Source organism: Anatilimnocola aquadivae, from assembly GCF_049819085.1.
Taxonomy (GTDB): domain Bacteria; phylum Planctomycetota; class Planctomycetia; order Pirellulales; family Pirellulaceae; genus Anatilimnocola.
Genome location: NZ_CP187419.1, coordinates 3,495,553 through 3,521,676 on the forward strand (window position 1 = coordinate 3,495,553; position 26,124 = coordinate 3,521,676).

General features: G+C 56.8%; 21 protein-coding genes and 1 pseudogene. 9 read left to right on the forward strand and 13 right to left on the reverse strand.

The genetic code is table 11. The annotated features are described in order from the left end of the window. Nucleotides 1–366: 366 nt before the first annotated feature. The 3 genes and pseudogenes from NA78x_RS14180 to NA78x_RS14190 all read right to left on the reverse strand — a co-directional run. Nucleotides 367–642, reverse strand: a pseudogene (locus NA78x_RS14180) (ECF-type sigma factor); the annotation flags it as partial. After that, on the reverse strand, nt 603–935 hold the full coding sequence (locus NA78x_RS14185) for an ECF-type sigma factor (RefSeq protein WP_425619450.1): 333 nt from the start codon (nt 933–935) through the stop codon (nt 603–605). The pseudogene NA78x_RS14180 and the gene NA78x_RS14185, both read right to left, overlap by 40 nt. 233 nt (nt 936–1,168) lie before the next feature. Beyond that, nucleotides 1,169–2,785, reverse strand: coding sequence for a sigma 54-interacting transcriptional regulator (locus NA78x_RS14190; protein ID WP_425619103.1), 1,617 nt, complete (start codon nt 2,783–2,785; stop codon nt 1,169–1,171). Nucleotides 2,786–3,015: 230 nt separating this feature from the next. On the opposite strand from NA78x_RS14190, the gene NA78x_RS14195 reads away from it, so the two are divergent. The 5 genes from NA78x_RS14195 (at nt 3,016) to NA78x_RS14215 (ending at nt 6,595) form a co-directional block, all read left to right on the forward strand. Further along, nucleotides 3,016–3,603, forward strand: a complete 588-nt coding sequence (locus NA78x_RS14195) for a carboxymuconolactone decarboxylase family protein (RefSeq protein WP_425619104.1) — start codon at nt 3,016–3,018, stop codon at nt 3,601–3,603. A gap of 71 nt (nt 3,604–3,674) precedes the next feature. Beyond that, a complete protein-coding gene (locus NA78x_RS14200) occupies nt 3,675–4,637 on the forward strand; it encodes an alpha/beta fold hydrolase (RefSeq protein ID WP_425619105.1) in 963 nt (320 codons plus the stop codon). Nucleotides 4,638–4,765: 128 nt separating this feature from the next. Beyond that, entirely contained in the window at nt 4,766–5,350 is a 585-nt protein-coding gene (locus NA78x_RS14205; protein ID WP_425619106.1) for a carboxymuconolactone decarboxylase family protein, read from the forward strand. 83 nt (nt 5,351–5,433) lie between these two features. Further along, the gene (locus tag NA78x_RS14210; protein ID WP_425619107.1) at nt 5,434–5,895 is read left to right on the forward strand and encodes a DUF1348 family protein; all 462 of its coding nucleotides are present in this window, start codon (nt 5,434–5,436) and stop codon (nt 5,893–5,895) included. A gap of 67 nt (nt 5,896–5,962) precedes the next feature. After that, a complete protein-coding gene (locus NA78x_RS14215; RefSeq protein WP_425619108.1) occupies nt 5,963–6,595 on the forward strand; it encodes a pyridoxamine 5'-phosphate oxidase family protein in 633 nt (210 codons plus the stop codon). A 225-nt stretch (nt 6,596–6,820) separates the two neighbouring features. On the opposite strand, the gene NA78x_RS14220 is transcribed toward NA78x_RS14215, so the two are convergent. The 3 genes from NA78x_RS14220 to NA78x_RS14230 all read right to left on the reverse strand — a co-directional run bounded on the left by NA78x_RS14220 (nt 6,821) and on the right by NA78x_RS14230 (nt 10,461). Then, the gene (locus NA78x_RS14220) at nt 6,821–8,269 is read right to left on the reverse strand and encodes an exo-alpha-sialidase (RefSeq protein WP_425619109.1); all 1,449 of its coding nucleotides are present in this window, start codon (nt 8,267–8,269) and stop codon (nt 6,821–6,823) included. Nucleotides 8,270–8,401: 132 nt separating this feature from the next. After that, nucleotides 8,402–9,772: a Gfo/Idh/MocA family protein gene (locus NA78x_RS14225; protein ID WP_425619110.1), complete on the reverse strand. Its 1,371-nt coding sequence runs from the start codon at nt 9,770–9,772 to the stop codon at nt 8,402–8,404. Nucleotides 9,773–9,852: 80 nt separating this feature from the next. Further along, the gene (locus NA78x_RS14230) at nt 9,853–10,461 is read right to left on the reverse strand and encodes a hypothetical protein (RefSeq protein ID WP_425619111.1); all 609 of its coding nucleotides are present in this window, start codon (nt 10,459–10,461) and stop codon (nt 9,853–9,855) included. A gap of 122 nt (nt 10,462–10,583) precedes the next feature. On the opposite strand from NA78x_RS14230, the gene NA78x_RS14235 reads away from it, so the two are divergent. Continuing rightward, nucleotides 10,584–12,266, forward strand: a complete 1,683-nt coding sequence (locus NA78x_RS14235; RefSeq protein WP_425619112.1) for a sialate O-acetylesterase — start codon at nt 10,584–10,586, stop codon at nt 12,264–12,266. 92 nt (nt 12,267–12,358) lie between these two features. On the opposite strand, the gene NA78x_RS14240 is transcribed toward NA78x_RS14235, so the two are convergent. The 3 genes from NA78x_RS14240 to NA78x_RS14250 form a co-directional block, all read right to left on the reverse strand. Continuing rightward, complete coding sequence (locus tag NA78x_RS14240) at nt 12,359–12,739, reverse strand: hypothetical protein (RefSeq protein WP_425619113.1); 381 nt, start codon at nt 12,737–12,739, stop codon at nt 12,359–12,361. Nucleotides 12,740–12,814: 75 nt separating this feature from the next. After that, complete coding sequence (locus tag NA78x_RS14245; RefSeq protein WP_425619114.1) at nt 12,815–13,078, reverse strand: sulfatase-like hydrolase/transferase; 264 nt, start codon at nt 13,076–13,078, stop codon at nt 12,815–12,817. An 8-nt stretch (nt 13,079–13,086) separates the two neighbouring features. Further along, nucleotides 13,087–13,296: a hypothetical protein gene (locus NA78x_RS14250; protein ID WP_425619115.1), complete on the reverse strand. Its 210-nt coding sequence runs from the start codon at nt 13,294–13,296 to the stop codon at nt 13,087–13,089. 243 nt (nt 13,297–13,539) lie between these two features. Here NA78x_RS14250 and NA78x_RS14255 point away from each other — a divergent pair, with 243 nt between their 5' ends. Further along, nucleotides 13,540–15,096 carry a sialate O-acetylesterase gene (locus tag NA78x_RS14255; RefSeq protein ID WP_425619116.1) on the forward strand — a complete coding sequence of 519 codons (1,557 nt, stop codon included), beginning with the start codon at nt 13,540–13,542 and terminating at the stop codon, nt 15,094–15,096. A 1,485-nt stretch (nt 15,097–16,581) separates the two neighbouring features. On the opposite strand, the gene NA78x_RS14260 is transcribed toward NA78x_RS14255, so the two are convergent. From NA78x_RS14260 to NA78x_RS14270, 3 genes are read right to left on the reverse strand one after another with little or no spacing between them, the layout of a single operon-like run. Next, nucleotides 16,582–17,973, reverse strand: coding sequence for a hypothetical protein (locus NA78x_RS14260; protein WP_425619117.1), 1,392 nt, complete (start codon nt 17,971–17,973; stop codon nt 16,582–16,584). Continuing rightward, entirely contained in the window at nt 17,970–18,455 is a 486-nt protein-coding gene (locus NA78x_RS14265) for a Mov34/MPN/PAD-1 family protein (RefSeq protein WP_425619118.1), read from the reverse strand. The genes NA78x_RS14260 and NA78x_RS14265 overlap by 4 nt, the downstream gene beginning before the upstream one ends. Then, a complete protein-coding gene (locus NA78x_RS14270) occupies nt 18,448–18,921 on the reverse strand; it encodes a DUF7665 family protein (RefSeq protein ID WP_425619119.1) in 474 nt (157 codons plus the stop codon). Before NA78x_RS14270 ends, NA78x_RS14265 begins: the two co-directional genes overlap by 8 nt. Before the next feature lie 233 nt (nt 18,922–19,154). Here NA78x_RS14270 and NA78x_RS14275 point away from each other — a divergent pair, with 233 nt between their 5' ends. Together NA78x_RS14275 and NA78x_RS14280 are read left to right on the forward strand one after the other, a co-directional pair. After that, the gene (locus tag NA78x_RS14275; protein ID WP_425619120.1) at nt 19,155–24,326 is read left to right on the forward strand and encodes an RHS repeat-associated core domain-containing protein; all 5,172 of its coding nucleotides are present in this window, start codon (nt 19,155–19,157) and stop codon (nt 24,324–24,326) included. Nucleotides 24,327–24,333: 7 nt separating this feature from the next. After that, a complete protein-coding gene (locus tag NA78x_RS14280; RefSeq protein WP_425619121.1) occupies nt 24,334–24,618 on the forward strand; it encodes a hypothetical protein in 285 nt (94 codons plus the stop codon). A 233-nt stretch (nt 24,619–24,851) separates the two neighbouring features. Here the strand turns inward: NA78x_RS14280 and NA78x_RS14285 are convergent, their stop codons facing one another. Continuing rightward, nucleotides 24,852–26,084: an ISAs1 family transposase gene (locus NA78x_RS14285; protein WP_425613630.1), complete on the reverse strand. Its 1,233-nt coding sequence runs from the start codon at nt 26,082–26,084 to the stop codon at nt 24,852–24,854. Between the last annotated feature and the right edge of the window lie 40 nt (nt 26,085–26,124).

The following is a 26,124-nucleotide window of genomic DNA, read 5'->3' on the forward strand; positions in this document are numbered from 1 at the left end:
TGCTCGGTAAGCAGTCGCGCCTACGAGATGCCAGAAATCATTCGCCACGCGTTAGCCTGTGGTACTCCCGACGAACTGTGAGACAACACTTAACGGCTGATTCCACCGAATTTGCGACGCCAGACGATAGGCCAGTAGAGTCGAGAAGTGGCGCGATGGTTTAGATCTTGCCTATCGATGGCTAGCTCTTTCGTTTGCCAGTCGCCCTGTGCCAACAATAGATCGTGCGATAAATCGAGCTGGGCGGCAGCAATGGTTATGGATCGAAAGGCGAATGATGGATTTGCGACGACCGACAGTGGAGGGCACGCATGAAACTCATTCAGTTCACTCAGGTAACAAGAGCTATTCCCCCTCAGCGTGCAGCTATGGCGCACCAAATGGATAAACGAGTCTGCATCCGCCGGTCGTCAGTCCCACGAAATACCGCAGGGAAACGAGGCTCGCGACCTCGCTTCGATGTTCGGCCAGTCGCGACAAGGCTTCGTCGAGCGCCAGCAGATCGGGATGCCGCCCGGGCGCGGGCACGCGTTCAGAATCGAGCGGCACTCGCTGACGATCCCCGCCCCGTTTGTGCGTCGGTTTGCGACGAGCACCCTCGACTAGAATTCGTCGCATGGCTTCTGCGGCAGACGCGTAGAAATGCCCGCGATGGCCCGGTGCGGTTCTGCATTCTTATCGATAAGCCGCAGGTACGCCTCATGCACGAGTACCGTCGGCTGGAATGAATTCCCCGCCGCTTCCCCGCGCAGTTCGCGAGTCGCCAACCGGCAAAGTTCCCAACGGCAACAACTCGGCCAACGCTTTCGAGTCGCCTTGTTCAATCGCCGAGAGCATGCGCGTGACATCGGGCATGGCCACATTCTGTCGAGCCTCACTCCACGATGCAAATGTCGAATGCGGCAAGCGATCGTAACAACTCCACGCATGGTCATCGACGTGCGAAAACAAGTGATGTAACCTGCTTCGGACACATCGCCCGCGGTGTGTCGGATCGACGCACGCTTGCGGCGGCGGCATTGGTTCAAATCCCGTCATCTCGACTGACCCAGGTAAGGCAATGTGCCATTACCCGGAACACAAATCATTTTGCGATAAGGAGTTCAAGACAGGGATGCCATAAGGTGTCTGGTGTGCGGCAACTTGGATGGCTTGCCACGGTCAAGGTTCAATCACTCTTGATGCCGAGAGACTTGATTCGTGAGTTGAGTGTTGTCGGTTTGACTCCCAGCAGCGCCGCTGCCCCATTGGCACCGTAGACCTTACCGTGACATTTCAACAGCGCGGCTTGGATGTTCGCGGCTTCAAGCGATCGCAGTTCCTCGTCGGTCAGAATGCGTTGCGTCGAAGGAGACTCTGAAAGCTCAGATTGCCGCTTTGTGGCAGTCGTCGGGAAATCAAATCGCAAGCGACCGTCAGCGGCAACGATACAGGCCCTTTCCAATGAGTGTTGCAGTTCGCGCACGTTTCCGGGCCAGTCGTAGCGCTGCAGATCCTGGACATTCGCCAACGTCAGTCGCGGGCGCGGGCGTCCCAATTGACGAGCAAACCGATTGAGAAAGTGCTCCGCAAGCAAAGGGATGTCTTCCACTCGCTTTCGCAGCGGCGGCAGTTCCATTGGGAACACGCTCAGTCGATAGAACAGATCCTGTCGAAAGCGACCCGCCTCGGATTCGGCTCGCAGGTTGCGATTGGTCGCCGCTATAACGCGAACGTCGATCTTGCGAGTTCGTTCCTCGCCGATTCGCTCAATCTCCCCTTCCTGAAGAACTCGCAACAACTTGGCCTGCATGTCTAGCGGTATCTCGCCGACCTCGTCAAGGAATAGGGTGCCGCCATCGGCCAGTTCAAACCGACCGGCTCGATCCCGCAGCGCGCCGGTGAACGCACCTTTGGCGTGCCCGAAGAATTCGCTTTCGTAGAGTTCTCGTGGAATCGCCGCGCAATTGACTTTGATCAGAGGGCGTTGGGCTCGACGGCTAAGACGGTGAATCTCACGGGCGACGACTTCTTTTCCGGTGCCACTCTCCCCGAGGATCAAGACAGCGGCATTGGTGGGCGCGACGAGTTCGATCTGACGAGTCACCGCTTGAAGCGCCGGAGCCTGTCCGATCAAGTCGCCAAACATTGCCGCCTGCTGCACTTCTTCGCGAAGATACTCGTTCTCCTGTTCGAGCCGCTTCTTCAGCGAGTTAATCTCTTCCAAAGCGCGCGCATTGGCGATGGAAGCGGCGAGATGATCGGCAATCATTCGCAGCCACTCGAAACACGAGTCGCCCGGCCGTTCGCGAGCGAATAGTCCAAGCACGCCCAGCACTTCCCCTCGGTGGATTAAGGGATGTCCGACGAATGATGTGATCTGCTCGGCCGCGATCCAGTCCGGCGCGGCAACCCAGGCGTGGTCGTGTTCCACATTCGCGACTTCGAGCGACTGTCCCGTGGCAGCAATTTGCCCGACCTTCCGCACGCCGATGGGAAAACGACGAAATGCTCCATCGAGTCGTTGCCAATTTGCATTTGTATCGGTGACCGATCTGCCGGAACTTGCAACGAGATGTAAGCAGCGTTCCCGGTTTGAGCATTCACTCGCCAAACGGCAGGACGAACAATCGTTGGCCAGTGGCGGCTGCGTGAGCCAAATGCGAACGAGCGCCACGGAGGACGCTTCCGACAATCGCTGAACCGCCAGCGGAAGTAGTTCTGAGAATTGGTGAAGCGACGCGAGTTCGAGGAGCAGCCGTTTGGGGTCACCGACGATTCCGGAACTTAGATGTTGGCTTGCCATATACGGACATTGTGACGAAATCTCGTCACCAATCAACGAGATATCGGTGAACAACGATATCTCGCTGCTCCGTCTGATTGGTAAGTATATCTGTAAGTCATTGATGAAAATAGACTTATAGAAATCCGACGAGTGTGGCACGGAAAGTGATTTATATGGGTCCATCGGCCGCTGAACTGTTCGGCTGGCGAAAGAGGTCCATCAAATTCCGTTCTCGAAAGGTTTTGCACATGTCACGAATTCACCAGATCGTTCCTGAATCAGCTACGGGAAAAGCCAAGGAGCTGCTCGATGCCGTGAAGGGCAAGCTGGGATTGGTTCCCAACATGACCCGAGCAATGGCCAACGCTCCAGCGGTCCTGGAAGGTTATCTCTCGCTCAGCGGCGCGTTGGGCAAAGGATCGTTGTCGGCGAAAGATCGCGAGCGGATCGCACTCGCCGTGGGGCAGGCAAACGGCTGTGAGTATTGCCTCGCCGCACATTCGACAATCGGCAAGATGGTTGGACTCACCGCTGACCAGATTCTGGATAGCCGCCGTGGGACATCCGTCGAATCGAAGTCCGCAGCGATTGTCCAGTTTGCTCGGCAGGTGTTGGACAAACAGGGACGCCTGAGTGACGCGGATCTTGCGGATGCTCGCATCGCGGGTCTTGACGATGCAGCCATCGCCGAAGTCGTGGGCAATGTCGCGCTGAACATCTTCACCAACTACTTCAACCACGTTGCCGCGACGGATATTGATTTCCCGAAGGCCGAACCAATCGTCGATCACCACGAGGTTTGTGCAACTATCCCAGGTTGCGATGAAACTCGCTAAGCATTTTCAACGCTCCGTTCGCGAAGCATCTCATTACGTAAAAACAAACTACGCTCCTGGAGAAAGAAGCCATGAACCTGTTTCACAACTCCGTCGCCGTGCTGACTCTTACCACGATCATTGCGTATGGCTTGCCTGTCAAAGCCGCTGAGCCGCAATCACCGTCGACGCAAGTGTTGCACCGTACGATCAAGGTCGACAACCTGGATATCTTTTACCGAGAGGCCGGTCCAAAAGATGCACCGACCATCCTGCTGCTGCACGGCTTTCCGACTTCGTCCCACATGTTTCGGAATCTGATTCCGGCGTTGGCGGAGAAGTATCGCGTCGTCGCCCCGGATTACCCTGGCTTCGGCCATAGTTCGGCTCCCACGGTCAACGAATTCGACTTTACCTTCGACAACTTGGCGAACGTGATCGAGAAGTTCACGGAAGAAGTCGGCCTGAAGAAGTATTCGATCTACTTGATGGACTACGGTGCCCCTGTGGGTTTCCGTCTCGCTGCGAAGCATCCGGATCGTGTGCAAACACTGATCGTGCAGAACGGTAACGCCTACGACGAAGGGATCGACAACGACTTCTGGAAGCCAGTCAAGGCGTACTGGAAGGACCGTAGCAAGGAGAACGGAGACGCACTTCGTTCGCTACTGACGCTCGACGCAACCAAGTGGCAGTACACCACCGGCGTCCGCAACGTGGAAACCATCAGCCCTGACACGTGGGGCCATGTGCAACCGCTCTTGGACCGCCCCGGCAATCAAGAAATTCAACTCGCTTTGTTCTTCAGCTATGGCAGCAATCCGCCGCTCTATCCGAAGTGGCAGGAATACTTCCGCAAGCACCAACCGCCGACGTTGATCGTTTGGGGAAAGAACGACCAAATCTTCCCTGCCGCCGGTGCATTTCCTTACAAGCGTGACCTGAAGAACTTGGAGTTTTACCTGCTCGATACCGGGCATTTTGCCCTCGAAGAAGACGGAGCGGAAATCGCCACGCTGATCCGTGGCTTCCTCGGCAAGCAACTCACCAAGTAGCCCCTCGATTCCCTTTACAACCACACCAACAAGACCTGTGTGTTCTTTCCGAATCGGGTAATGCTGAGGCGAGCATGTTGCTCGCCTCATCTCACCTGAATGTCCCCGAATAACCCTGGAGAAGTTCCATGCAACGCCTCATTTCCGTCAATCCTCAAGTCGCAACTGGCCGCACGAAGGAACTGCTCGACACGGTGCAACAAGCCTTTGGCATGGTCCCCAACACCGCCAGGGTCATGGCGAACTCGCCCGCGGTACTCGAAAGCTTTCTTGTCTTTAGCACTGCGATGGGTGGAGCTGGAATCGGCACAAAGCTGCACAACCAATTGAAGCTTACGACCAACGAAACGAATTCCTGTAGTTACTGCACGTCAATCCTGAGTGCCGTCGCTCCATCGGCGGGACTGACTGCCGACGACATTCTGGCAGGTCGCACCGGCAACTCTCAGGACCGCCGCACCAAAGCGGCGCTGGCGTTCGCGAGCGATGTGCTGGAAAGCCGGGGCAAAGTCAGCGACCGACAACTCACTGCTATCCGTGAGGCGGGGTATGGCGATGACGAAATCGTGGAAATTGTTGCCAGCGTCGTCTTGGGCTGCTTCACGAATTTCCTCAACAACGTGGCTGATACGGAACTCGACATTCCAAAGGCCGAGCCGGTCGAAACCCGCTCGACGGAAACCTGTGGGACCGAGGCTTGCTTGGTGCATTGACCCAAAGAACTTTTGACCGGGTGCTTGGATCGAGCCAGGCACCCGGCTTTCCTCGATCGCCATCAGATGGAAGGGACAAAGCTATGACATCTATACGACCGCCGTTCACGCTGGAAACCGCCACTGCCAAGGTCCGAGCCGCTGAGGATGCTTGGAACAGTCGTGACCCGCAGCGAGTGGCTTTAGCCTATTCGGAAGATTCCGAGTGGCGAAACCGGAATCAATTCCTTCGTGGCCGGAACCAGATTCGAGAGTTTCTCGCCGGCAAATGGGAACGAGAACTCGATTACCGCCTGACCAAATCGCTGTGGAGCTTCACTGACAACCTGATCGCCGTTCGATTCCAGTACGAGTACCACGATGTTCACGGTCTGTGGTTCCGAGCTTACGGCAATGAACTGTGGGAGTTTGATGATGAAGGCCTGATGCGGCGTCGTGAGGCCAGCATCAACGACTTACCCATTCAGGAAAGCGAACGAAGGTTCCGCTGGGCTGCTCCCGGCTCACGACCCGCTGATGACGCAGGTATACCTGCAGTTCGATGACCACAATTTAGCCCGTTCCAGACGGCGGGCTCTTACAAGACACCTGCAAGTTTAGAGGACTCCTGCCATGCGTCAGTATTCCAGCGACATTGCTTTCACTCCTGCCGTGAAGGCTATCCAAAGTGATAGAGGCTCTCGCACCAGCTACTCCCGAATGGAAAAAGGTGGTAGCTGGGAAACGACGGTGACGCCGGAACTCGAAGTGTTCCTGTCTGATTTGGATATGTTTTATTTGGGGACGGCCAACCCCGAAGGGCAGCCTTACATCCAATATCGAGGCGGTACCCCGGGCTTCCTCAAGGTCGTGGACGAAAAGACGCTTGGCTTCGCCGACTTCGGCGGCAATCGCCAGTACATCACGCTCGGCAATTTATCGGAGAACCCCAAGGCGTTCATCTTCCTGATGGACTACGTCCGCAGCCGGCGCATTAAGCTCTGGGGCAAAGCCCGCTTTGTGGAAGCCGATCCTGCGCTGATCGACAGGCTGCGTGACTCAACCTACCCGGGCAAAGTAGAACGGGCCATTCTGTTCGAGATCGAGGCATGGGATGTGAACTGCCCGCAGCACATCCACAAGCAATTTCCGCAAAAGCAGGTTGCTCCCATTATTGAACAGCTTCAGGCAAAGATCGCAGAGCTGGAAATGAAGCTCAAAATGCTGGAATCAGCTAGGGAAGGGAATTCCCCGGTGCGCACTTGAAATTCTGTTCAACTGTCTTGCCTGCATTCGTATCTCACCCGCGATCGAAGTGAGCCTGCGTACAACGACCTGCCCAGCTTCTTCGCAGCGGCATCAATGTGCTTTGGTCACATCGGCCGAAGTTGTGATTCCTCCGACCAATCGGTTTGTCGCTTCCGATGGGATTATCTAGCTCGGCCAATTATCCGCGCATTCGCGGCAAATGCTCGACAACAGCCTTGAGAACTATTTGCGATCACCCTGAGAGGGGTTCAAGGCGGATTCACTTCGCTGCTTGCCCTGCCAATCATACGGCCAAGGAGATGTCGACGTGAAAAAGTCTGCATGTAACCGAATCAGGCGCAAGTCCTTGCCGTCGTTCGTATCGAGTCGCGAACCGCCGCTGTAGAACAGATAACCGACGTTGTCGACGAATGTCAGGGAATGCTGCAGGAAGCCGTCGTTACCCTCGGGGGCAAAGCCGATCAGCCGAAAGTTGTCCCAGGTGCGGCCGCCGTCGCGACTGACGAGCGACGCGAGTTGGCGGCGATCTTTCGCTTTCTTACCCGGATACCAGGAATGCACGACGGCCGCCAACGTCTTGCCATCGGGCAGTAGGACGAGTTTGGGAGGATTGTCTCCGCCGCCGAGCGGGAGCACGGCATCCGTCTTTTCCCAAGTAACGCCATTGTCGCTCGAGACACTCAAGCGGTAGAAGGGCCACTCGTGTCGGCTGAGGAACACAATCTGACCATCGCCGACGTGGGCCAGCGCCGCTTCTCCCAGTCGTTTGCCAGCGACACTTCCCATCTCACGCCACGTGCCGCCGTGATCGTCGGAGCCGTAGATCTTCGCGACCCCAGAAAAGTCGGAAAGCGCTTCGAGTAGCCTCCCTTCGCTACCGACGATTAGCGTGTGATTGTTCGCCGAAAAGGGACCGATATCGACCGGCTCACTCCAAGTCTTCCCTTCATCGGCCGACGCGACAAATTGCCGTTTGCGATCGACGATCAAACCCTTCTCGTTGCACGTCCAACGACTGAAGGCCATTCCCAAGCGACCGTTCTGCATCCGCACGAGGGCGGACTTGCCGAACACCGTTTGGGCGTCGCCGGCAAAGAGAAGCCTGGCATCCGACCAGCCCGTGCGGCCATCGCGCGAGGCGCGCAGCCAGATCGATTCACCGGCGTGATTTTTCCGCTTCTCAGCGTTGCCGATTTGATAGGCCAACAGCAGTTCGCCCGAATGCAGTAAGACCGATGACGGCCCGGCAGGATATGTCTTCCCTGACGGAATGACCACTTCCGCACCCAGGTGCGACGTCATCGGCAGCGTGGCCGAGGATGCAGAAATGGCCGATTCCTCGGCGCCGCTCTTATCGAACGCCGCAACTCGATGTTCGTAGTTCGTCGCTGGCTTCATGCCGCCGTCGTCAAAGTGGGTGACGTCAGGACCTGTCGCTCCCGCCGGATACCACTCTCCACCCGACTCGCGTCGCCAGATGCGGTACCCCGTTTCGCCCGTCGCGACGTCGTCCCATTCGATGCGTAAGTGCGCCGGTGAAGCCGCCCTATGCCGCAAGTTTTGCGGCCCCGCCAAGCGGCCTTTCGTGGATGATGATGGCGGCGGCACCGCTAGGGCGGACGACACCAGAGAAGCGATTACGACCACAAGACAATGCTTTTGCATTTTCATTAGAATGCTACCTCGGATCGCGACGAAGGGCTTCACCGTGGTTACGGCGTTTCATGGACTCCGTCGTCAATGGAATAACGAGTTGGAAGAATTGATCTCGTCCGTTCCCACACATCCCACCACCAACGGCCTCTACGAATCGATCTCAAAACCCTTACGGATTTCACGCGCCAGGAACGAGTTGGCCTCCGCGTCGCCGACGATCTCCCGTTTGGTTGGATCCCAATTCAGTTCGCGGCCCAGTCGCATCGCGATGTTAGAAAGGTGGCAGATTTCCAGCATCCGGTTGTGTGACCAGACGTCGGAGATCGGTTGTTTGCGTGACTTGATGCTGTCGGTGAAGTTCGCGGTGTGGTTCTCGCTGACTTTGCCCCCATAGACGGCTTCAATCGCTCCTTCCGGCAGAGGCTTGTCCTTCAACTGCTCCACCGGCTTGCCGGTGACTTTGCCGCGGTTGACAAAGAACCGGCCTTCCGTCCCTTCAAACAGAATGCCGTTGTCCCCCTCGCTCGTGATGATCATCTCTACGTTTTTGGGCATGGCAACGCGGATATTGAAGTTAGTCGCGGCGTTGTACCGATCATCGACCACGGGGTTCCCGTTTTTGTATTCGACCGGCAACTTGTAATCGACCGGCGTGATTTTGCTCGGCCCGGTCTCGGTGGCTCCGAGCGCCCAGCACGCAATGTCGACGTGGTGGGCACCCCAATCCGTGAGCTTGCCACCCGAGTATTCGTGCCAGTTGCGGAACGAGTAGTGGCAGTTGCTGTAGAGCGGCACACCGCCCCCGTAACCTTTGCGGACTTCGGGTAACGCTCGATACGCAACTTTCGGCGCCGGGCCGAGCCAGGTGTCCCAGTCCAGCCCAGCAGGCGCAGCAACCTCGGGGATGACCGGAGACGATTCCATGTGATCGATTCCGCATGTCACTTTCTTCACGGTTCCGATGCGGCCGGCTCTGATCAGCGCGATCGCCAGCAGGAAACGCTGGTCACTCTCGGTGCGCTGCATCGTCCCGACCTGAAAGACGCGGCCCGTCTCCTTGACGACTTTTTCGATGAGCTTACCTTCCGCGATCGTCAGCGTGAGTGGCTTTTCGCAGTAGACGTCCTTGCCAGCCTTCATCGCTTCGACCGCGATCTTCGTGTGCCAGTGATCGGGCGTGGCGATCATCACCGCGTCGATGTCTTTGCGATCGAGAATCTTGCGGTAGTCTGCATAGGCGTCGGGCTTCTTCCCCTGCCCCTTTTCCACCTTGGCCACGTTTTCGCCTAGCACGTTCGCGTCGACATCGGCCAAAGCCGCGAAATCGGCGAAGCGAAACGACTTGCTGGTGATCGCCCAGCCTTGGTTGCGGAGGCCGATCGTGGCGAAGACCGGGCGCTCATTCGGCGATTGATAGCCGAAGGCGCGCTCGGCAGTTGGCAGCAGAATGCTCGCGGTGCCCCCGGCGGCGAGGCACTGAAGAAATTGGCGACGCGATCCCTGAGATTGAACTGTCATCGGTGATGTCCTTTGGGAGAGAATGGGAGAATGTGTTTAATAGCTGTCATCGTCGAGGCAGTCAATTCAACGCTGGCGGTTTACTTTTTCAAATAGTCGTTGCGTATAGCGTGGAGTTGTTTCCAGATCGTAGCGTCCCGGGCCTGAGGTGAGACACACGCAAAAAGGTAGTTACGATCGTTCCTGGCCCAGGTCTGAATCTCCAGGTTGAGTTTCTGCGACTTCTTGGTAGCGAACGGTTCGACCCAATCCAGCGTGCCTGTGTACACCGTCGCCTTATCCGCAATCTTCGGGTCCGAAGCTGGCTCTGCGTCGAATTTGACGAGTTGCAGCAGTGTGAATTTAGCCGGATCGACATCAGGGTGCTTGCCCTGGAGAACGGCCTTGCACAGACCTCGGTAGTATTTCAGAAACTCCTCTTTGACAACAGCTTCCGTCAGCGCGGGCTGGGACTCTAGCTCGAAGACAAAGGCATAGCAAAAGAATGAGTCCGCAGCCGGCTTCATCATCCCGGGGGCAAATCGAACATTCTCCGTACCTTTCAGCTTCATGTCGGGAGCAAACCCGGGTGGTAGCGAAATGGTTTCGCCCGTCCATCCTTCCGGAGCGGCTAGTGCAGCGGTCTTCGGCTCGGCAGCGACCAACAGCGATCCGGAAATCAACAGGCTGAAAGCCAATACTCGCAACATATGAACCTCTTGCCGACAGGCATCGCTTGAAAAGACCCATATCAGTAACATAGTTGACGGCTGGGACGATTGCCCGCCGCGGCAAGCTGTTCGGAAGAGAATTCGCCGCGTGCGATTATTGAATGAGCGACACCGTGAACCTGCGTTTTCACAAAGTGATTTTGTCTGCCCTGACGCTGATTGCGTGGGCACTCACGTCGAATGGTTCCACCAGAGCCGAGGAGGTCACGCGCGTGTTCCTCTTCGCTGGTCAATCCAACATGGTGGGCGCAGACGCGCATGCGGATCGCATCGACGATTACCCCAACTTTAAAGGCGCCGGGGATCCGCAGAGCGACATTCTCTACTCGTACATCCTGGGCAATGGCGATGAAGCCTCGAAAGGTTGGGTTTCGCTCAAGCCGCTCCGCTCGTTCGGGCCGGAGGTGACGTTTGCCAGGCGCGTCAAACAGCAGGCAGATTTTCCGATTGCCGTCATCAAGTCGGCGGTTGGCGGAACGACAGTCGCCTTCGACTGGAATCCCGATGCGCCCGACAAGGGGCAGAAACTCTACCCGCGCACGCTGCAGCTCGTTCGCGAGTCGCTCGCGGAACTCGACAAGCGCGGTGTTCGTTATCGGCTCGAAGCGGTCATGTGGCATCAGGGGGAGAACGACATGCTCGACCGTAATCTCTACAAGCAATATGCGGACGGACTCACGAAACTCGTCGAGCGGCTGCGAACCGACCTGAAAGCTCCGGAATTGAAGTGGTACATCGCCGAGGTCAGCGAGAAGGGGATCTGGGGCATGGATCACCGCAGCAACCTCGGCATCCTCCGTCAGCAACAAGAGCAAGTGCTAAAAGTCGATTCGCTACTGCGCTGGGTGCCGACTTCGCATCTCGCATTCGAGGTCATGGGGAGCGGCCAGCCCCACTATCACTTCGGCACTCAAGGCCAGCTGCAGATGGGCGAAGCATTTGCCGAAGCGTATCTTCGGGACATCGGGAAGCAACTTGCAACGACCGATCGCCGCTTCAAGGATAAACTTCCAATCGACAGCCCTGCCCGCGTACGACTGTTCGTGCTGGCCGGCGAGCGCAATATGGAAGGCGAGGATTCCTTTGTCTCCGAACTCGCTCAGCAACCGGGCCACGAATCCCTCGTTAAAGATCAACGAGATATCTTGTTTCGTTATTCGCTTGGCGGCGGAGCGAAGTCGTCAACGGATTGGGAGCCGCTTGGACCAGTCGACTATCTGGGGAACTTCGGGCCCGAGCTCAGCTTCGGCGCTCGATTGCGCAAGTCGCTCGCTGCGAAAGAGGGACTGGCCATCGTCAAGTTCACGCACAGCGGAGCGCAAGGCCCCGACTGGTTTCCCCAAGGTTCGCCCGAGTCGCATCGCGATCTCTATCCCAAGCTCATCGGCTTCATTCGCTCGGCCCAGGATGATCTTACAAAACAAGGATTTGATTGCAGCCTTGAAGGCATTGTTTGGCACACAGGCGAGAACGACACCTGGTTCGGGCCGTACTCCCAGAACAACGCCAAATGGATGAAGCAGTTAATCGACCAGACGCGCGCGGACCTCAAGCAACCCGAGCTTGCCTGGTTCATCTCCGAGCAACATCCGAAAGCACCTTGGCGCAACATGGAACCGGTCAACGCTGCCTTGAACGAACTGGCACGCACCGATTCGCGGCTCACGATCGTCGAGACGTCGAACCTGCCTCATTCGAAATTGCATTTTGGAACAAAGGGAACGCTCATGCTGGGCGATGCAATGGCCGACGCGTACTTGATGAACCGGCAAGTACAAAAATGAGGGCTTCTACTGTTCGTCGAATTGCTTTCTGGTTCGGGTTGCTTGTGTCTTCGACTCTGGCGGGCATCGCTGGCTGATTCGCGTTCTTGCTTTCACCGGCCTTTGGTGGAGGCGTTCGCTTTGGCCTTCGGCTGCTGCCTGCCTTCCAGTTCAGGTCGATACTTCGTTGGATCAAACGCAGGATTCGCGATGGGCAACACGGCTTTCGTGTTAGCAAGAAATATCTCGATCATCGCATCGAGCTTTGTCACGAGTTCCGCCTCCTGCGCGACGAGCTTGTTCTTCTCTCCGAGATCGTCGCGGAGATTAAAGAGCAGGTAGCGATGCGCCCCGTGCTCGCCACCGTGGAAGATACGGATAAGCTTCCAGTCACCGCGATGAACGGAAATGGTGGGCGGGAGCCAGTCGGGTGCTCCAGGCGCGTGCGGGAAAAGTTGGAACACGGCTTTGCCGTCGAGCGCATCGCCTTTCAAAGCCGAGAGAATGCTCGAGTCGTCGAAACTTTGACCTGGTGCAGGTTTGAGCGCGAGACCTTCGAGTAGCGTTGGTTAATAATCTTCACTCTGGATAATCGCGTCGCTGTGACTGCCAGCAGATGTGATGCCGGGCCAGACGACGACGCCCGGCACACGCGTGCCCCCCTCAAACATCGTCGCCTTGCCGCCGCGCAGCGGGCGGTTGCTGGTAGGCGCAGCTCCGTCGATCTCGTTGTACATGTTTCCTCCGTTGTCGGAGGTGAAGATGATAATCGTGTCGGCCGCCAGCTTCAGGCGATCTAGGCCGTCGAGCAACGTGTCGATGGCGTCGTCCATGCTTTCGATCATTGCCGCATATGTCGGGCTGCGCTGCGCATCCTTCGGATTGAGGCGGGCGAGGTTTTTTCGATGTTGGCCTTTTTCGCATCGAATGGCGCATGCACGCTGATCATCCAATAATTCAAGAAGAAGGGTTTGTCTTTGGTCTGCTCTAACCAAGCAACCGCCTCGGCGGCCATGCGATCTTCAATGTGTTCGTTGGGCGACTTTTTCACGAAGTTCGCAAGCTTCCAAGGCGCGACAAGACTCCCCGTCTCATCATCTTAGGCCTGCCTCAGCCGGTCTGATCTTTCGCTGAGTTCGTGCTCCTGTGGCTGGCGATTTGGGCGACAAAATTTGGCGTTGTTTCAGTCATTGCCTGTCGCCGGGTAATCGCTGGTGACGTATCTTGCCTAGGTCTGCTTTAAAACAGTTTTGACCTGCACGATTTGGCAAATGAACTCCTGAACAAAAATACGATGATGCAACCATTCTTGAAAGTTCGATGGCGCCAAGCTATTCGCATTTGTATCGCTCTGATGCCCGTTTTACAGTGGTTGAGTTGTTACTCGAATGCGAACGCGGAATTAAAGTTGGCCGGGATCTTCAGCGACCACATGGTTTTGCAGCGAGAACGCCCGGTTGTGGTCTGGGGATGGGCTGATAAAGGTGAGGTTGTTGCGGTTCAGTTCGCGAGCCAAAGTACTACCACGAGAGTGAACGATAACGGCACATGGCAGGTGATCCTCAAACCACTAGCGGCGAGTGATGCAGCCCGTGAACTTATTGCTTCCTGTGATGGCGAGACCGTGGCCGTTGCCGATATCGTTGTGGGGGATGTTTGGCACGCGAGCGGCCAGTCCAACATGGCCATGAACGTCCAGGCAGTGGCCAAACACTTCACACAGACTGAAGCGGATATAACAGCAGCGAAGTTCCCGACAATCCGGTTCCTGAGAATCGACGAGCCGGGGTCTTCTGTGCCGAGAAAGGACGTTCCTAATAAAGCCGGGTGGTCAGTGTGCTCGCCAAATACGGTCGGAGGATTCTCAGCGGCAGCATATTACTTCGGGAGAAAGTTGCAACTACATCTGGACGTTCCGATTGGAATCATTGATACCTCACGCGGCGGAACTCCGATTGAACCGTTTATCCCGCGGGCCGCGTTCAAGGACCATCCTACACTGCTGCGCGAATTGGAATTGGGGGATCAAGAGGATCTGCCTGGCATCTGGAAACTTCCCGGCGGCGTTCGAGCCCGCGATGCGAATTGGTTGCCCGGACGGCTGTTTCATTCGCGTCTGGCGCCGATCAACCGGTTCGCCGTGCGCGGCGTGATCTGGTATCAAGGGGAATCGAACTGTGGCGATGGCGAAGATCCCCGCGACTACCGGCACAAGATGCGGGCCCTAATCAGCGGTTGGCGAGCCGAAATGGGGAACGACGCTCTGCCTTTCTACTTCGTCCAACTTCCTGGCAGCGGCGCTCGGGCAGGTTGGCCCTATCTTCGTGAGCAACAGCGTTTGAGCTCAGACCTGCCACACTCGGGAATGGCGGTCACCATTGATCTATTTCACGAGGACATTCACCCCCCGAACAAGAAGGATGTCGGAGAGCGACTCGCGCGGTTGGCTCTTGCCAATGAGTACAGTCAAAAGTTGGCGTCTAGCGGACCATTGTTTGAGCGTGTGGAGATCGCGGACGGCCGCGCCGTTGTGATCTTTAAACACGCCGAGAGCGGTCTGATTGCTGCGACCAAGGACGGTCTAGCTGAACCCAAAGAAGATCGGGAACTTTCCTTGATGCACTTCGAGTTGGCGGACCAGGAGCAAACCTGGCATCCGGCCGAAGCGACGATTCACGGCGCGACAGTCATCGTTCGCAACGAGCATGTGCCAAGACCAGTAGCCGTGCGTTACGCCTACGCAATCAACCCACGCCAATGTTGTCTGTATAACCGAGACGGATTACCCGCCGCGCCATTCTGCTCGCATCCAGAACTTCTGAAGATTGAACCGGAGTTTCCGGGAGAATAAGGGGACCACATGAACAAACTCTTCTTCCTGGCAGCGCTTTGCTCACAGGCATTGGTAGCGAGCGCAGCTGAGCCCCGTCCCAACATCGTCGTCATCCTGGCTGACGACAAGTAGCAAACAAAGTTTATCGATGGCTCTTGGGCCCCCACTTTTGCGATGAATTTGCAGATTTCAGCCTTTTCGCTAGGCGAAGGCAAACCTCGCGAAATCGCGTTGAATGTTGCCCGGCTCCTGGCAATTAACTACACATTGCTACAGTACGCCTAAATCGGGACCAAGACATCGAAGGTTCAAATCCTGTCACTCCGATCTTACCCGGATGAGGCGAATTGCTTTGCCAGGGCCTAATCCTTGCTGTCACAACGAGTTGCACGAAGTACCAGCAAATTCAAGTGTTGACGGGATTTGAACTTTTCTAAAGACGAGTCTTTTCCAGCTTTCTCGTGCGGTGAGTCCCAACTTCGATGAATGGGCGAGTAGACTTAGCCCGTTCACGAGCACCCATGTTCGCGGTACTGGTGGCTCAGAGGCGTGGCCCGAGAGCGTGAGTACCGCGAAAGACGACTTTCACGGCGAGCGATGCGAAGCATGTTCTGGCGGATGATCGCAAGCATCCGCCCATCCCGCCCCTCTTCGATGCGAGCCATGCCTCGCAAAACCCCGGGGTCCGGGGCAGAGCCCCGTTTCGATCAGCAAGTCGTGCCGGCCCGGGCGGCGTCAACTTCCTCTCGATTGAGCAGAACAAGTTGCTGGCGATCCGGGGGGACTTTCGCGGGATCGAGATCCAATCCAAGGGATCGCTCAAAATAGGTCGACAGGCAAGCTCTGGTCGTAATTGCCACAATGCCATTCTCCATGCCGTAGTCGAGCTCGATCACTTGGCGCGCTGTCGGTGAGTTGGGGGTGAGGGCCAATCTTGAGCGTGACGGACCGATGCCAACCTTGATCGGCGCTGGACTCAGCGTCGGAAGGCTTTGTGCTACGGACCTCCAGGATGCGGGCAATCACGAAGTCGCGAAAATCAGTGTTGTTTTGGCACAAGGCCCGGATATGCCAACGGAACCCGATGAAAACGAAGTGATCCGAGCCGCAGTCAGTGCCTGGTCGCCAGGCGGAGCGGAGTGGGCAGGCCGACGCCGGGTCAAGGTGGAGCCTTGGCCGCAGGCCAAGCAGCAGCGAGCAGAGCGAGCGGACCTTGACGCGGTGAGAGGCTTGCGAATAGGTGGGGCGGCCAAAGCTGACAGCGGCGAGTCAGGCAGTGGGAGTGAGCAAGGCGAGCGCGGGGCGGTTGCGGATCGATTTCACGGCTACCACTGAACTCGATCAGGCATCCTCAAACCGGAATCGCCCGCCGCGTTAGGGATGTGCAGGGTGCGAAGCAGTCCGGCTGTTTTAGCAGCCGGACCGAAGCGGCAGCGAAGCCCGGAGGAGCCCGGCCCGAAGGGCAACGCCCAACTTGATGTGACTTACGGTTAATGAGGAGGTCTAGTAGGTAAATCCTGGATTGAATCCGTTCAGGTTCTGGGTTGATGGCACTATGCTGCGACTACCTGGGTCGCGAAGTGTCATATCGATCACTTCAGAGACGCAACCACCGTTTAAGAATCGCAGAACTTCGGCTACTACAAGTGATGCTGCGACCGTGCCGACAAAGGGCGCGCCGACTGATCGGGTTGAAAGTTGCACCAAGCCGCAGTCATCCATGCCCTGGGCCGACAGATTTTGATATGCAGCAACTTTAGGCGGCGGTGAGCGATGTGCATCAACGTCACCCCATTTCCGGCGTGCTGTAGTCGATGCTGGAAATGTGTGCAATCGCAGAGCAAGGTATTCCGCTGGTCCAGCCCCCAAGCCAGCTTCAACAATCCAATCGAATCCAGCGTCTTCGTATGCGGCTCGCGCTTGAGGGTTGTCGACTCCACCAAGGGCTAATCGAGGTTGTTTATCGGAAACCTTCATTCCGCCAGGGAATGGTCGCTCGATGATTCTTGCGTTGAACCCACGGGCCTCCGCCCACTCCGCCATTGCCCTGGTTTTTAGGCGACCAATTAGTTTGCCGCTGGTGAGGAGAGAGGTGCTGTCGTTCGATTCCGCAAGCCGATCAAAATCCTGTAGATAGAGCATGACCTCGGAAGAGGCCGCATAGGGCAGCAGGCCGAGCACCCACAGATAAGCCTGCCCAAGATGGCCAAGCCCGATAAGCCATAGGTTCGACGGCAGAACGATATCAGCCGGACCGGTCGGAGCATTCAACCAATCAACAGACGCCGGGCTCCAAAGCGAAAGACCGACGCTCCGCCGACCGGCCATCGGGTTGCCTCTCAAGTTTTGGAAGACCTCTGAAACGGCAATAGCCGCAGCAAGAGTCGCTGCTGGCGTAATCGCGTTCTGCGCCGATGTTGAGAAAGATTCGGTGTGTGGCAAAACACCTCCACGCCAATCCCTGAAGACGACATGCAGGCAAACCGGATGCTCGTTCGACGCGCGTGCGACATTGCCCAGAATCAAGGTCGGCATCGTTTCGGCAATTTCGGGGACGATTTGCCCGCCGAGGGCAGCAACGGCTCCCGCAAGGGTTCGATGACCAGGTACCGAAACCCGCAGCGGAGTGTCGAGACTCCCTTCGATGTAGACGCCACCGAGCAGGGCACGGCGCGCGATATTGACGATCGTGAGCAGGGCCGCCTGATGCGCAGGAGATTTCTGAACCTCTGGGCCGACACGAACGCCAACGCGGTACGTGCGAAGCAGCTCATACCCGGCGGCAACGGTTGCGACCTCGCTGCTATCAATTGCGATTTTGACGACGCGATTGAGCGTGTCTGCACTGGGCAGCCCGCTGTCTACACTGGTCAAAGGCATCACATCGGAAATCATATAAAACTCCAGGTGACTTTAAGGACGGATCTTGCTTGCCAACCACTGAGGTTGGTCCAACGATGGTCGCCTTCGTACTGAAACACGCCAAGCCGATGACGCCAGATCCGTCCAGATGCATAATTCGGAACGATGATCGCAAGATGCCCTGCTCGGGCAATCATGGGGTTTGTTCGATCCGCCTCGCTTTGAAACGCCCCGGCAGGGTGCGTGTGAATGTCGGCGACGACGGTCAGTTTTTCTGTGCGGCAGATTTCCCAAAGGCGAGTAAACGAGTTGCCTTGTAAGATGCACACGCCGCTCGAATACGCATGCGGGTCAAGCTCGTCGTAGAACACGCAACGGCGAGCTTGCCGTTTGTGACGGTTTACATTCCCGAGAATAAAACACCCGGATTCATGCCGACCGTGGCTTCTGGCATGAAGCTCCATCATGCAGCGCAGCCAAAAACTGCGGTGGAATCGAATTAGCGGCTTAGCCACCACGCACTCCTTTGTAGTCGCTTGAATTGAGTAGTGAATGAAGTTCGTTCAAGTAAAGGACTACACCTCGGCTTGGCGACCATTGAAGTGCGGGGTATTCATTTCGCCAGTTGTCATGCCCGACCGCAGCGATTCGATCGCAAGGCAGGTATAGGCATGTGCCATCCTTCCAATCTGTCCTGAAGACCGCTGGAATCCGTGACGCACCATTTGGCCAACGACCGAACGGAAGCGGTTGGTCAGTTTCGTGATCCCACGGTCGGGCCGTGGGAGCATCTTGCGAATATCCGCTGCAATCGAAGCGAAACCAGTATTCGTTGGGCGCTCCTTCGCGAGTTGCCGCTGCGACGGCAATCTGCACGATTGGCCAAGCGATTGATCCGAGCTTCCAACGGCCTTGGTGAGCCCCGAGTTGGAACGCTCCAGCTGCGATGTGATCGCGGAAGGAGCGTTCATCAGGACGCATGTTGTTTGTATCCAAGTGACTAGCCCTCAACACGCTTGATGGGGACCAGGTTGAAGCAAAGCGAGCAGCATCCGCACACGAGGGTGCCGATTTGAGTGTCCGGCTCTGGACGGTCCTCGGAGCCACAGATTTGAAGCACGTGCTCGGTGGCGTCTACCGGCGACATGCCAATCGCATGCACAAAGCGTTTCTTCACGTGGTCGACCGTGTTTGCAGGGGGGAACCCGTCGCCAATGTATCCAGCGGATGATGCGGCGGGCGCTTTTACCGACGCCTTGGGAAACACTAGTGTTATTAAGGTTGACCGATTCGGCTTACCGCTAGAAATAATCGATGAAGATGGCAATGTCACGCTGTTCGAACGAGATGACGATGGCCGCATTACAAGGCAAACTGACCCTCGTCCCGACGGGCCGTTAGGTTACCAGCCCACTCCGATTACCGAGTATCAGTACGATTCTAACGGAAATCTCGAGGAGGTTACTTATCCGGACGGTACAACGGAGAGCTGGGTCTACGACTCATATTTGAATGTTCCGTATGAGTACGAGGATCGAAACGGCAATCTGATCTTTTACACATTGAATATAACGACAGGTTTGGTAGATGCTGAAATTCGCGTCGTTGGTGAGTTTGACGATCTGATCAACCTGGAAACGGACGACGTCATCACGGAGTTCACCTACTACGGAACTCCTAGCCTCGGCACCGATCCGCCGGCAGGTTCGCTCGCCAGTGTTGAAGACGCACTCGGACGAATCACTGAGTTCGAGTACGACGGGCACGGGAACCTCACGCTCGTTCGCTATGCAGTGGGGACGGCGCTCGAAGCGGAAGTGGTGTATGACTACGATGCCGATGATCAGTTGACCAAAGTCACGGACGAGTTGGGACGGGAAACCGAATTCGAGCACGACCTGTACGGTCGCCTGGTGAAGACCATTCTGCCCGATCCGGATGGGAGCGGGGTGGTTTACACCAGCCCGGAGATCGAAAGCGTTTACAACAGCCTGAATCAACTGATCAAGACCATCGATCCGCTCAGCCGCGAAACGGCCTATCACTACGATGCCCGCGGCAATCAAACGCAGGTCGATTTGCCGGATCACGATGGCGACACGAACCTCACCGAAACGATTTACGCATACAACGCGGGCGATCAAATCGAGAGCGTGACCGATCCGCTGGGGCGAGTCACCAGTTTCTTGTACGACCTACACGGCAGGCTCACCCAAACGACGCTGCCCGATCCTGATGGCGCAACCCCCACGCTCAGTTCGCCGGTGCTCGTCACCGAGTACGACGCATTGGGACGCGTCACCAGGACGATCGGTGCGCGCGGCGAAGAAACGACCTATGCCTACGGCAATTTCGGCCGGGAAATTACTGTTACTCTGCCGGATGCTGATGGGCCCAGCGAGTATGTGTATTCCACCACGACTCTCTATCGCGAATACGATGCCGGGGGCAATCTGATTGAAGAAGTCGATGCCAACAGCAACACCACGACTTACGAATACGACGACCTGAATCGCCTGGTCAAGATTTATGCGCCCGATCCCGATGGGGGCGGGCCACTCACCTATGCCCTGACCGAGTTCGAGTACGACAAGGTTGGCAGCCTGCGGTTCACGACCGATCCGCTCGGGAATGTCACCGAGTATCAATACGACGCGCGGAACCGGCAGGTGAAGGTCATTCAGCCCGATCCGGATGGTGCCGGTGGACAGGCAGCGCCGGAAACGGATTACGAATACGACGACGCCGGGCAACTGATCAGCGTCACCGATCCGCTCGACCGCGTGACGGAGTACGATTACGACGATCTGGGCCGGCTGATTCTCGTTACCCTGGCCGATCCCGATGGGGGCGGGCCGCTCGCCGCGCCGGAGATCGGCTACACCTACGATGCGGCCGGTCGCAAGCTGACGATGACCGACCCGCGCGGCAACGTGACCGCCTACGCTTACGACGACCTCGACAATTTGGTGGAATTGACGCAGCCCGATCCGGATGGAGTTGGCGGGCTCACTTCGCCGGTCACCGAGTGGGAATACGATGCCGCCGGTCAGCTGCAGGAAACGACCGATCCGCTGGGGCGCATCACGACCTACGATTACGATTTGCTGGGCAGGCTCCTCACGCTCACGCAGCCTGATCCGGATGGAGTTGGCGGGCTGGCCGCGCCGGTGACGAGCTACACGTACGATGCGAGCGGCAATCTGCTGACGGCGACGAGTCCGCTGGCGAAGGTCACCAGTTATGCGTATGACTTTTTGAACCGAACCACTGCGGTGACGGACCCGCTGGCGGGCGTGACCAGTTTTACTTACGACAGTAACGGTAATCGGACTGGGCTGACGGACCCGGAGGCGAACACCACGTCGTGGGCTTATGACGCGCACAATCGGGTGACGCAGGAGACGAACGCGCTGAGCCAGAGCCGGTCGTTTGGGTATGACGCCGTCGGCAACCTCACGCAGCGAACGGATCGGCTGGGGCGGGTGGTGCTGTTCGACTACGACAATCTGTACCGGAAGACGCAGGAGCAGTGGTGGGCGAACAGCACGTTCCCGTCGTCGTCGGTTTATACTTACACCGAAGGGAGTTCGACGAATGAAGTTCAGTATGTGGGCTTCTACGATTACTCGGCCGATATGACTTCCGGCACGTTTACGCTGACATTTGACGGGCAGACAACCTCGGCGATCGCTTACAACGCCAGTGCCGGGACGGTGCAAGCGGCTCTGGAAGCGCTGAGCAATATTGGCTCTGGTGAGGTCTCCGTTACGAAGTGGCAAAACTACGGCTACTACCAGGAATGGGAAGTCACGTTCACGGGAGGGCTCGCGGGCACCGATGTGGCGCAGATAACCATTGACGCTTCAGCCGTCTATAATGGGATCGGCGCTCCCACGGAGAATGAGACGACTTCTTATGAGGGTTCGTCGACCAACGAGGTACAGGAAGTGACCATCAGCAACGCCGACGGCGGCACCTTCACGCTGACCTTCAGCGGCCAGACCACCACCGCGCTCGACTGGGATGCCACGGCGGGTGAGGTCGAAACGGCGCTTGAGGCGCTCTCCAATATCGACGCGGTGAGTGTGAGCGGTTCCGCCGGCGGGCCGTTTACGATCACCTTCGAAGGGAGCCTGGCGGGTGAAAACGTCGAACCGCTGGTGGCCAATACGTCGGCGCTCACCAACACCAATCTCCAGCGGATTCTGACGTTCGAGTACGACCTGGCTGGCCAGCTGACTGCAGCCAACGACCCAGCGGCGGTCAACTATTACACCTACGACGACCTGGGCCGCGTAACGAACGAGACGATGACCTTCGCAGGCTATTTCGACACGATCACGCTTGGTCAGCAGTACGACGTGGCGGGAAACCGAACGCAAACGGAGTGGGCCTTCGGTACGACCGAAGCGCTAACGAGCAACTTCGTCTACGACAATTTGAATCGGCTCACGCAGTTGACCCGCAGCAGCGATGAAGAAGCCGACTTCTGGCATCACGCCGAGTTCAGCTACAACAAGCTGGGGCAGTTCCACTTTATCACAGGTTTCGTAGGCGACAACACAACGCCAATTGCTGTAGTCGATACTGCTTTCACTTACGACGGATTGAACCGGCTCGCCAGCATCATTCACGCTACTGGGGACACAACCTGGGCAGGCTACGACTACGCCTACGATGCCGCGAGCCGCATCATTGAAATCGATTCGTTCCTCGATGGCCTGAGCCAGTACGACTACGACGACACCGATCAGTTGATCGACGCCGATCACACTGGTTCGACCGACGAGACCTACGATTACGACGCCAACGGCAACCGAGACACCGGTTACACCACCGGCACCAACAACCAACTCCAATCCGACGGCACTTATAACTACACCTACGACAACGAAGGGAACCGCTTAACCCGCACCAACATCAGCACCAGTTACGTCACCGAATACTCTTGGGATCATCGCAATCGCCTCGTTGCCGTGACCGAGAAGGACGACATGAGCAACGTGCTCAGCGTCGTGGAAAACAGTTACGACGTTTTCAACCGCTGGATTCGCCGCTCGGTCGATTCCGACGGCCCCGGCGGTACCGCCGCCATCGATTCCTACTTCGCCTACGAAGGCAACCAGCTCTCCCTTGAAATCAACGGCGACGATGGTAGCGATCTCTCCCACATCTACAGTTGGGGACCAAATGTCGACCAACTCATCGCCGATATCACCCACGGCTCCACACCCAACTTCGGCCTCACCGACCACCTCGGCACCCCGCGCGACTTCGTCGCCTACGATGCCGGCCTCACTACTACCGTGGACACCGGCCACCGCATCTACGACTCCTTTGGCACCCTCACCTTCTCCACCGGCATCACCTCCTTCCTCGGCTACACCGCGCGGCCCTTCGAAATTACCTTCAGTCTCCAATACAACTGGAACCGTTGGTACGACTCATCAGTGGGAAGGTGGATGAATGAAGACCCGATTGGATTTGCTGGTGGTGATCAAAACCTCTCCAGATATACATCGAATCGTCCAGTTGACCGAGTCGACCCGAATGGACTCGAAACCGGTGGCATTGCATCTCCTGCTCAAACGGCGGAGCAAGCTTTAGACGGAGCGTATGCGACCGGACAAACTCTGAGGCCGGGCCACGGTCGAATCTTGGATCATATTGATATCCGCGGGAGTATTATCGCAAGCGAATTCGCCATTGCGATTTGGAATGAAATCGGAGACCAGATTGAAAACCTACAGTGGGAGTTGGCAACATTCGGCCTTGGGCACGGAGCTGGCATTGCCGTAGATGTTGTGAAGGAAGGCTGGGGCTTGTGGCGAAAAACGAAGTACATCGCCAAATGCGGTGACAAGACAATCGATGTAACGGAAAAAGTAGTCAAACTCAGGGAAACATATACAAAAGCTGGTAAAAATGTTTCGGACAACGAGCTTTTAGGTGTACTGTTAGATTTTACAGGTTCGGCGGCCGGTGCAATATGGAAGAACCTAGATCAACTAAGGACCTATTTGCAACGGCATGGAATTGATTTGATCACTAATGGCGAACGTCATCTCAATGGCAATGCCGGTGGGTTTTCTGTCTTGAAAGGTCGTCCAACAATCATACTGCCTTCAAATCCGACCATTCGGGCGGTGTTCCATGAAATTGGTCATGCGCTAACGTATTTGCATTATGGCCCAACAGGATACGGTCAACTACCACAACCTGTTCGCGAGCACTTGGCGGCCACTTTTGTTCGGTCACGTGGCATATGGAGTAGAATTGAGGGCGAAGAGCAATGGGTTGAACTCAAAAAAATTGACAAAAGTCTTCAGGTCACAGAAACCATGAGGCAACTTCTTCGAAAGTGGGGGGTGATTTGTGACTGAGCTTCCGATGGATGCCGCGAGTACAATTGCGATTGGATATGTGTTGAGTAGCTATGCATATGACCGGCATTCGGTACTTAGCGTAACTCCTGTTCCTGATAAAAGTCGCGAGTACGTCGTAGAGGCTGAATTTACATTCTCTGAAGACAGAAAGGCAGAGCTATTAGCTGATTGCAAGGAAGAGGAGATTCCCGCACGACTGCACTTCCTGGCAGGAGCTTTCCATGCGAGCATTTTAGTCAGGAATGGTGAAGTCGTTAAAGATACGTGGCGCGAAATTGATTTTGGATAAGCTTTGCAAAAATTGGTCTCGTCGTGTTCGAGCAGTAGTAACCTATCCGGAAATCGTCCGGTGCAATTAATAGATCGGACATAAAAACAGTCGACATAAAGCCGCAATTGGCAGTCTGTTGCTCGATTTGCGAAGTCGAATTGGAGAGGCTTAGCATTACCGAAGAGAACTTTGTGCCGTTTTCGCCCTCGCTTTTTAGAAGGAATGTGCCGTCCGGTCACGGTCCGCGCACTTCAAGTTCTTTGGGTGACGATGTTTGCGAGAACGGTGGTTGACCAGCCGGCTTGTTTGCGGAGCGATTTCAGGCTGGGGGGCGTCTTTTTGCGGAAATGAGCCGGTTTATTTTGATAGGCCTTGAGCAGGCCCAGCGCGCCCCGGCGGAGGGTGGCGAGGTTCTCCGCGGCGTGGCCTTGGTGGACGTGCGAGGCGTCTTCGCCGAACGTCACGTCGAGCACCCAGTGGGTCGCTTCGATCCACCAGTGCCGCCGCGTGCAGCGTGCGATCTTTTCAATCTCGCTGGGCGGGAGCGAACTCAGGAAGTAGCGACTATCAATGGTCGTCTTGTCGGCATGCTTGATCGTGGTCGTGGTTTGTACCAACGACTGTAGTCCCGCCCAGTTGTCTTGACCGAACAACCCAGCCGGGAGTGGCGCAGCGGTGTAGTAACGTTCCTCGTTGCGTCCCCGGGCGCGAGGCTCGTTAGTCTCCAGCGTAAAAACCTCGCCTGGCAGCGGCTCAGCGTGCAGTTGCAGAAAGTATTCAAGCACTTGCCGATGCAGCGTGGGGTGATTGTCCTTCAGGGCCAGCAGGTAGTTGCCGCCGTCGGCGACGATCTGCGCGGCGATCTTGGTTTGGCAACCGATGGCGTCGATGGTGACGACCGCGCCGCGGAGGTCGAGCAGTTCGAGAACCTGCGGAATGGCCGTGATTTCGTTCCCTTTTTTCACTTCTTCGTCACCGTTGGTATGCGTCGGCGCTTGAGCCACGATCAACTGCGTGCCGGTATTCATTGCCTGCACCAGATGCAGCGATGACTGTTCGGCGGCGCGGTCGAAACTCGAACGCAACGTCTTGCCGTCGATTGCGAAGTGCTGATCGTCGGCGCCTTCGTCGTCAGGAGTGGGTTCACGCAGCGACTCGATAAACGTGACCAGCACTTGTTGAAAGGGCCTCGGCTGGAGGCGGGCGAAGACACGGCGGAAAGTGTCGCGCGAGGGAATGCCGTGGGGGAGCGAGAGGAAGGTTTCGAACCAGGCTTGGCGTTCGTGCCCGAAATCCTCCATGTCCTCCCACGAGTCGCAGTCGGCAACCATGGCGCACAAGGCAATCGCCAGAATGTTCGTCAGCGAATGCACCGGCCGGCGGTCCGTACGTGGGTCTGGCAAGTTGCCCAGTGACTGCACCAATTGCTGCATCGCCGCCGCCTTGCCAATCGTCGCCACCCGTGGAATATCTGCATGTTGCATTCGAGAGTCTCCGACTCACGCCCAGAAAGAAAACCGACGC

Bases quoted from the DNA above. Each gene is read 5' to 3' on its own strand.
- NA78x_RS14185 (WP_425619450.1), bottom strand. From the start codon at position 935: ATGACCATGCGTGGAGTTGTTACGATCGCTTGCCGCATTCGACATTTG.
- NA78x_RS14190 (WP_425619103.1), bottom strand. From the start codon at position 2,785: ATGGCAAGCCAACATCTAAGTTCCGGAATCGTCGGTGACCCCAAACGG.
- NA78x_RS14195 (WP_425619104.1), top strand. From the start codon at position 3,016: ATGTCACGAATTCACCAGATCGTTCCTGAATCAGCTACGGGAAAAGCC.
- NA78x_RS14200 (WP_425619105.1), top strand. From the start codon at position 3,675: ATGAACCTGTTTCACAACTCCGTCGCCGTGCTGACTCTTACCACGATC.
- NA78x_RS14205 (WP_425619106.1), top strand. From the start codon at position 4,766: ATGCAACGCCTCATTTCCGTCAATCCTCAAGTCGCAACTGGCCGCACG.
- NA78x_RS14210 (WP_425619107.1), top strand. From the start codon at position 5,434: ATGACATCTATACGACCGCCGTTCACGCTGGAAACCGCCACTGCCAAG.
- NA78x_RS14215 (WP_425619108.1), top strand. From the start codon at position 5,963: ATGCGTCAGTATTCCAGCGACATTGCTTTCACTCCTGCCGTGAAGGCT.
- NA78x_RS14220 (WP_425619109.1), bottom strand. From the start codon at position 8,269: ATGAAAATGCAAAAGCATTGTCTTGTGGTCGTAATCGCTTCTCTGGTG.
- NA78x_RS14225 (WP_425619110.1), bottom strand. From the start codon at position 9,772: ATGACAGTTCAATCTCAGGGATCGCGTCGCCAATTTCTTCAGTGCCTC.
- NA78x_RS14230 (WP_425619111.1), bottom strand. From the start codon at position 10,461: ATGTTGCGAGTATTGGCTTTCAGCCTGTTGATTTCCGGATCGCTGTTG.
- NA78x_RS14235 (WP_425619112.1), top strand. From the start codon at position 10,584: ATGAGCGACACCGTGAACCTGCGTTTTCACAAAGTGATTTTGTCTGCC.
- NA78x_RS14245 (WP_425619114.1), bottom strand. From the start codon at position 13,078: ATGGACGACGCCATCGACACGTTGCTCGACGGCCTAGATCGCCTGAAG.
- NA78x_RS14255 (WP_425619116.1), top strand. From the start codon at position 13,540: ATGATGCAACCATTCTTGAAAGTTCGATGGCGCCAAGCTATTCGCATT.
- NA78x_RS14260 (WP_425619117.1), bottom strand. From the start codon at position 17,973: ATGATTTCCGATGTGATGCCTTTGACCAGTGTAGACAGCGGGCTGCCC.
- NA78x_RS14270 (WP_425619119.1), bottom strand. From the start codon at position 18,921: ATGCGTCCTGATGAACGCTCCTTCCGCGATCACATCGCAGCTGGAGCG.
- NA78x_RS14275 (WP_425619120.1), top strand. From the start codon at position 19,155: ATGTATCCAGCGGATGATGCGGCGGGCGCTTTTACCGACGCCTTGGGA.
- NA78x_RS14280 (WP_425619121.1), top strand. From the start codon at position 24,334: ATGGATGCCGCGAGTACAATTGCGATTGGATATGTGTTGAGTAGCTAT.
- NA78x_RS14285 (WP_425613630.1), bottom strand. From the start codon at position 26,084: ATGCAACATGCAGATATTCCACGGGTGGCGACGATTGGCAAGGCGGCG.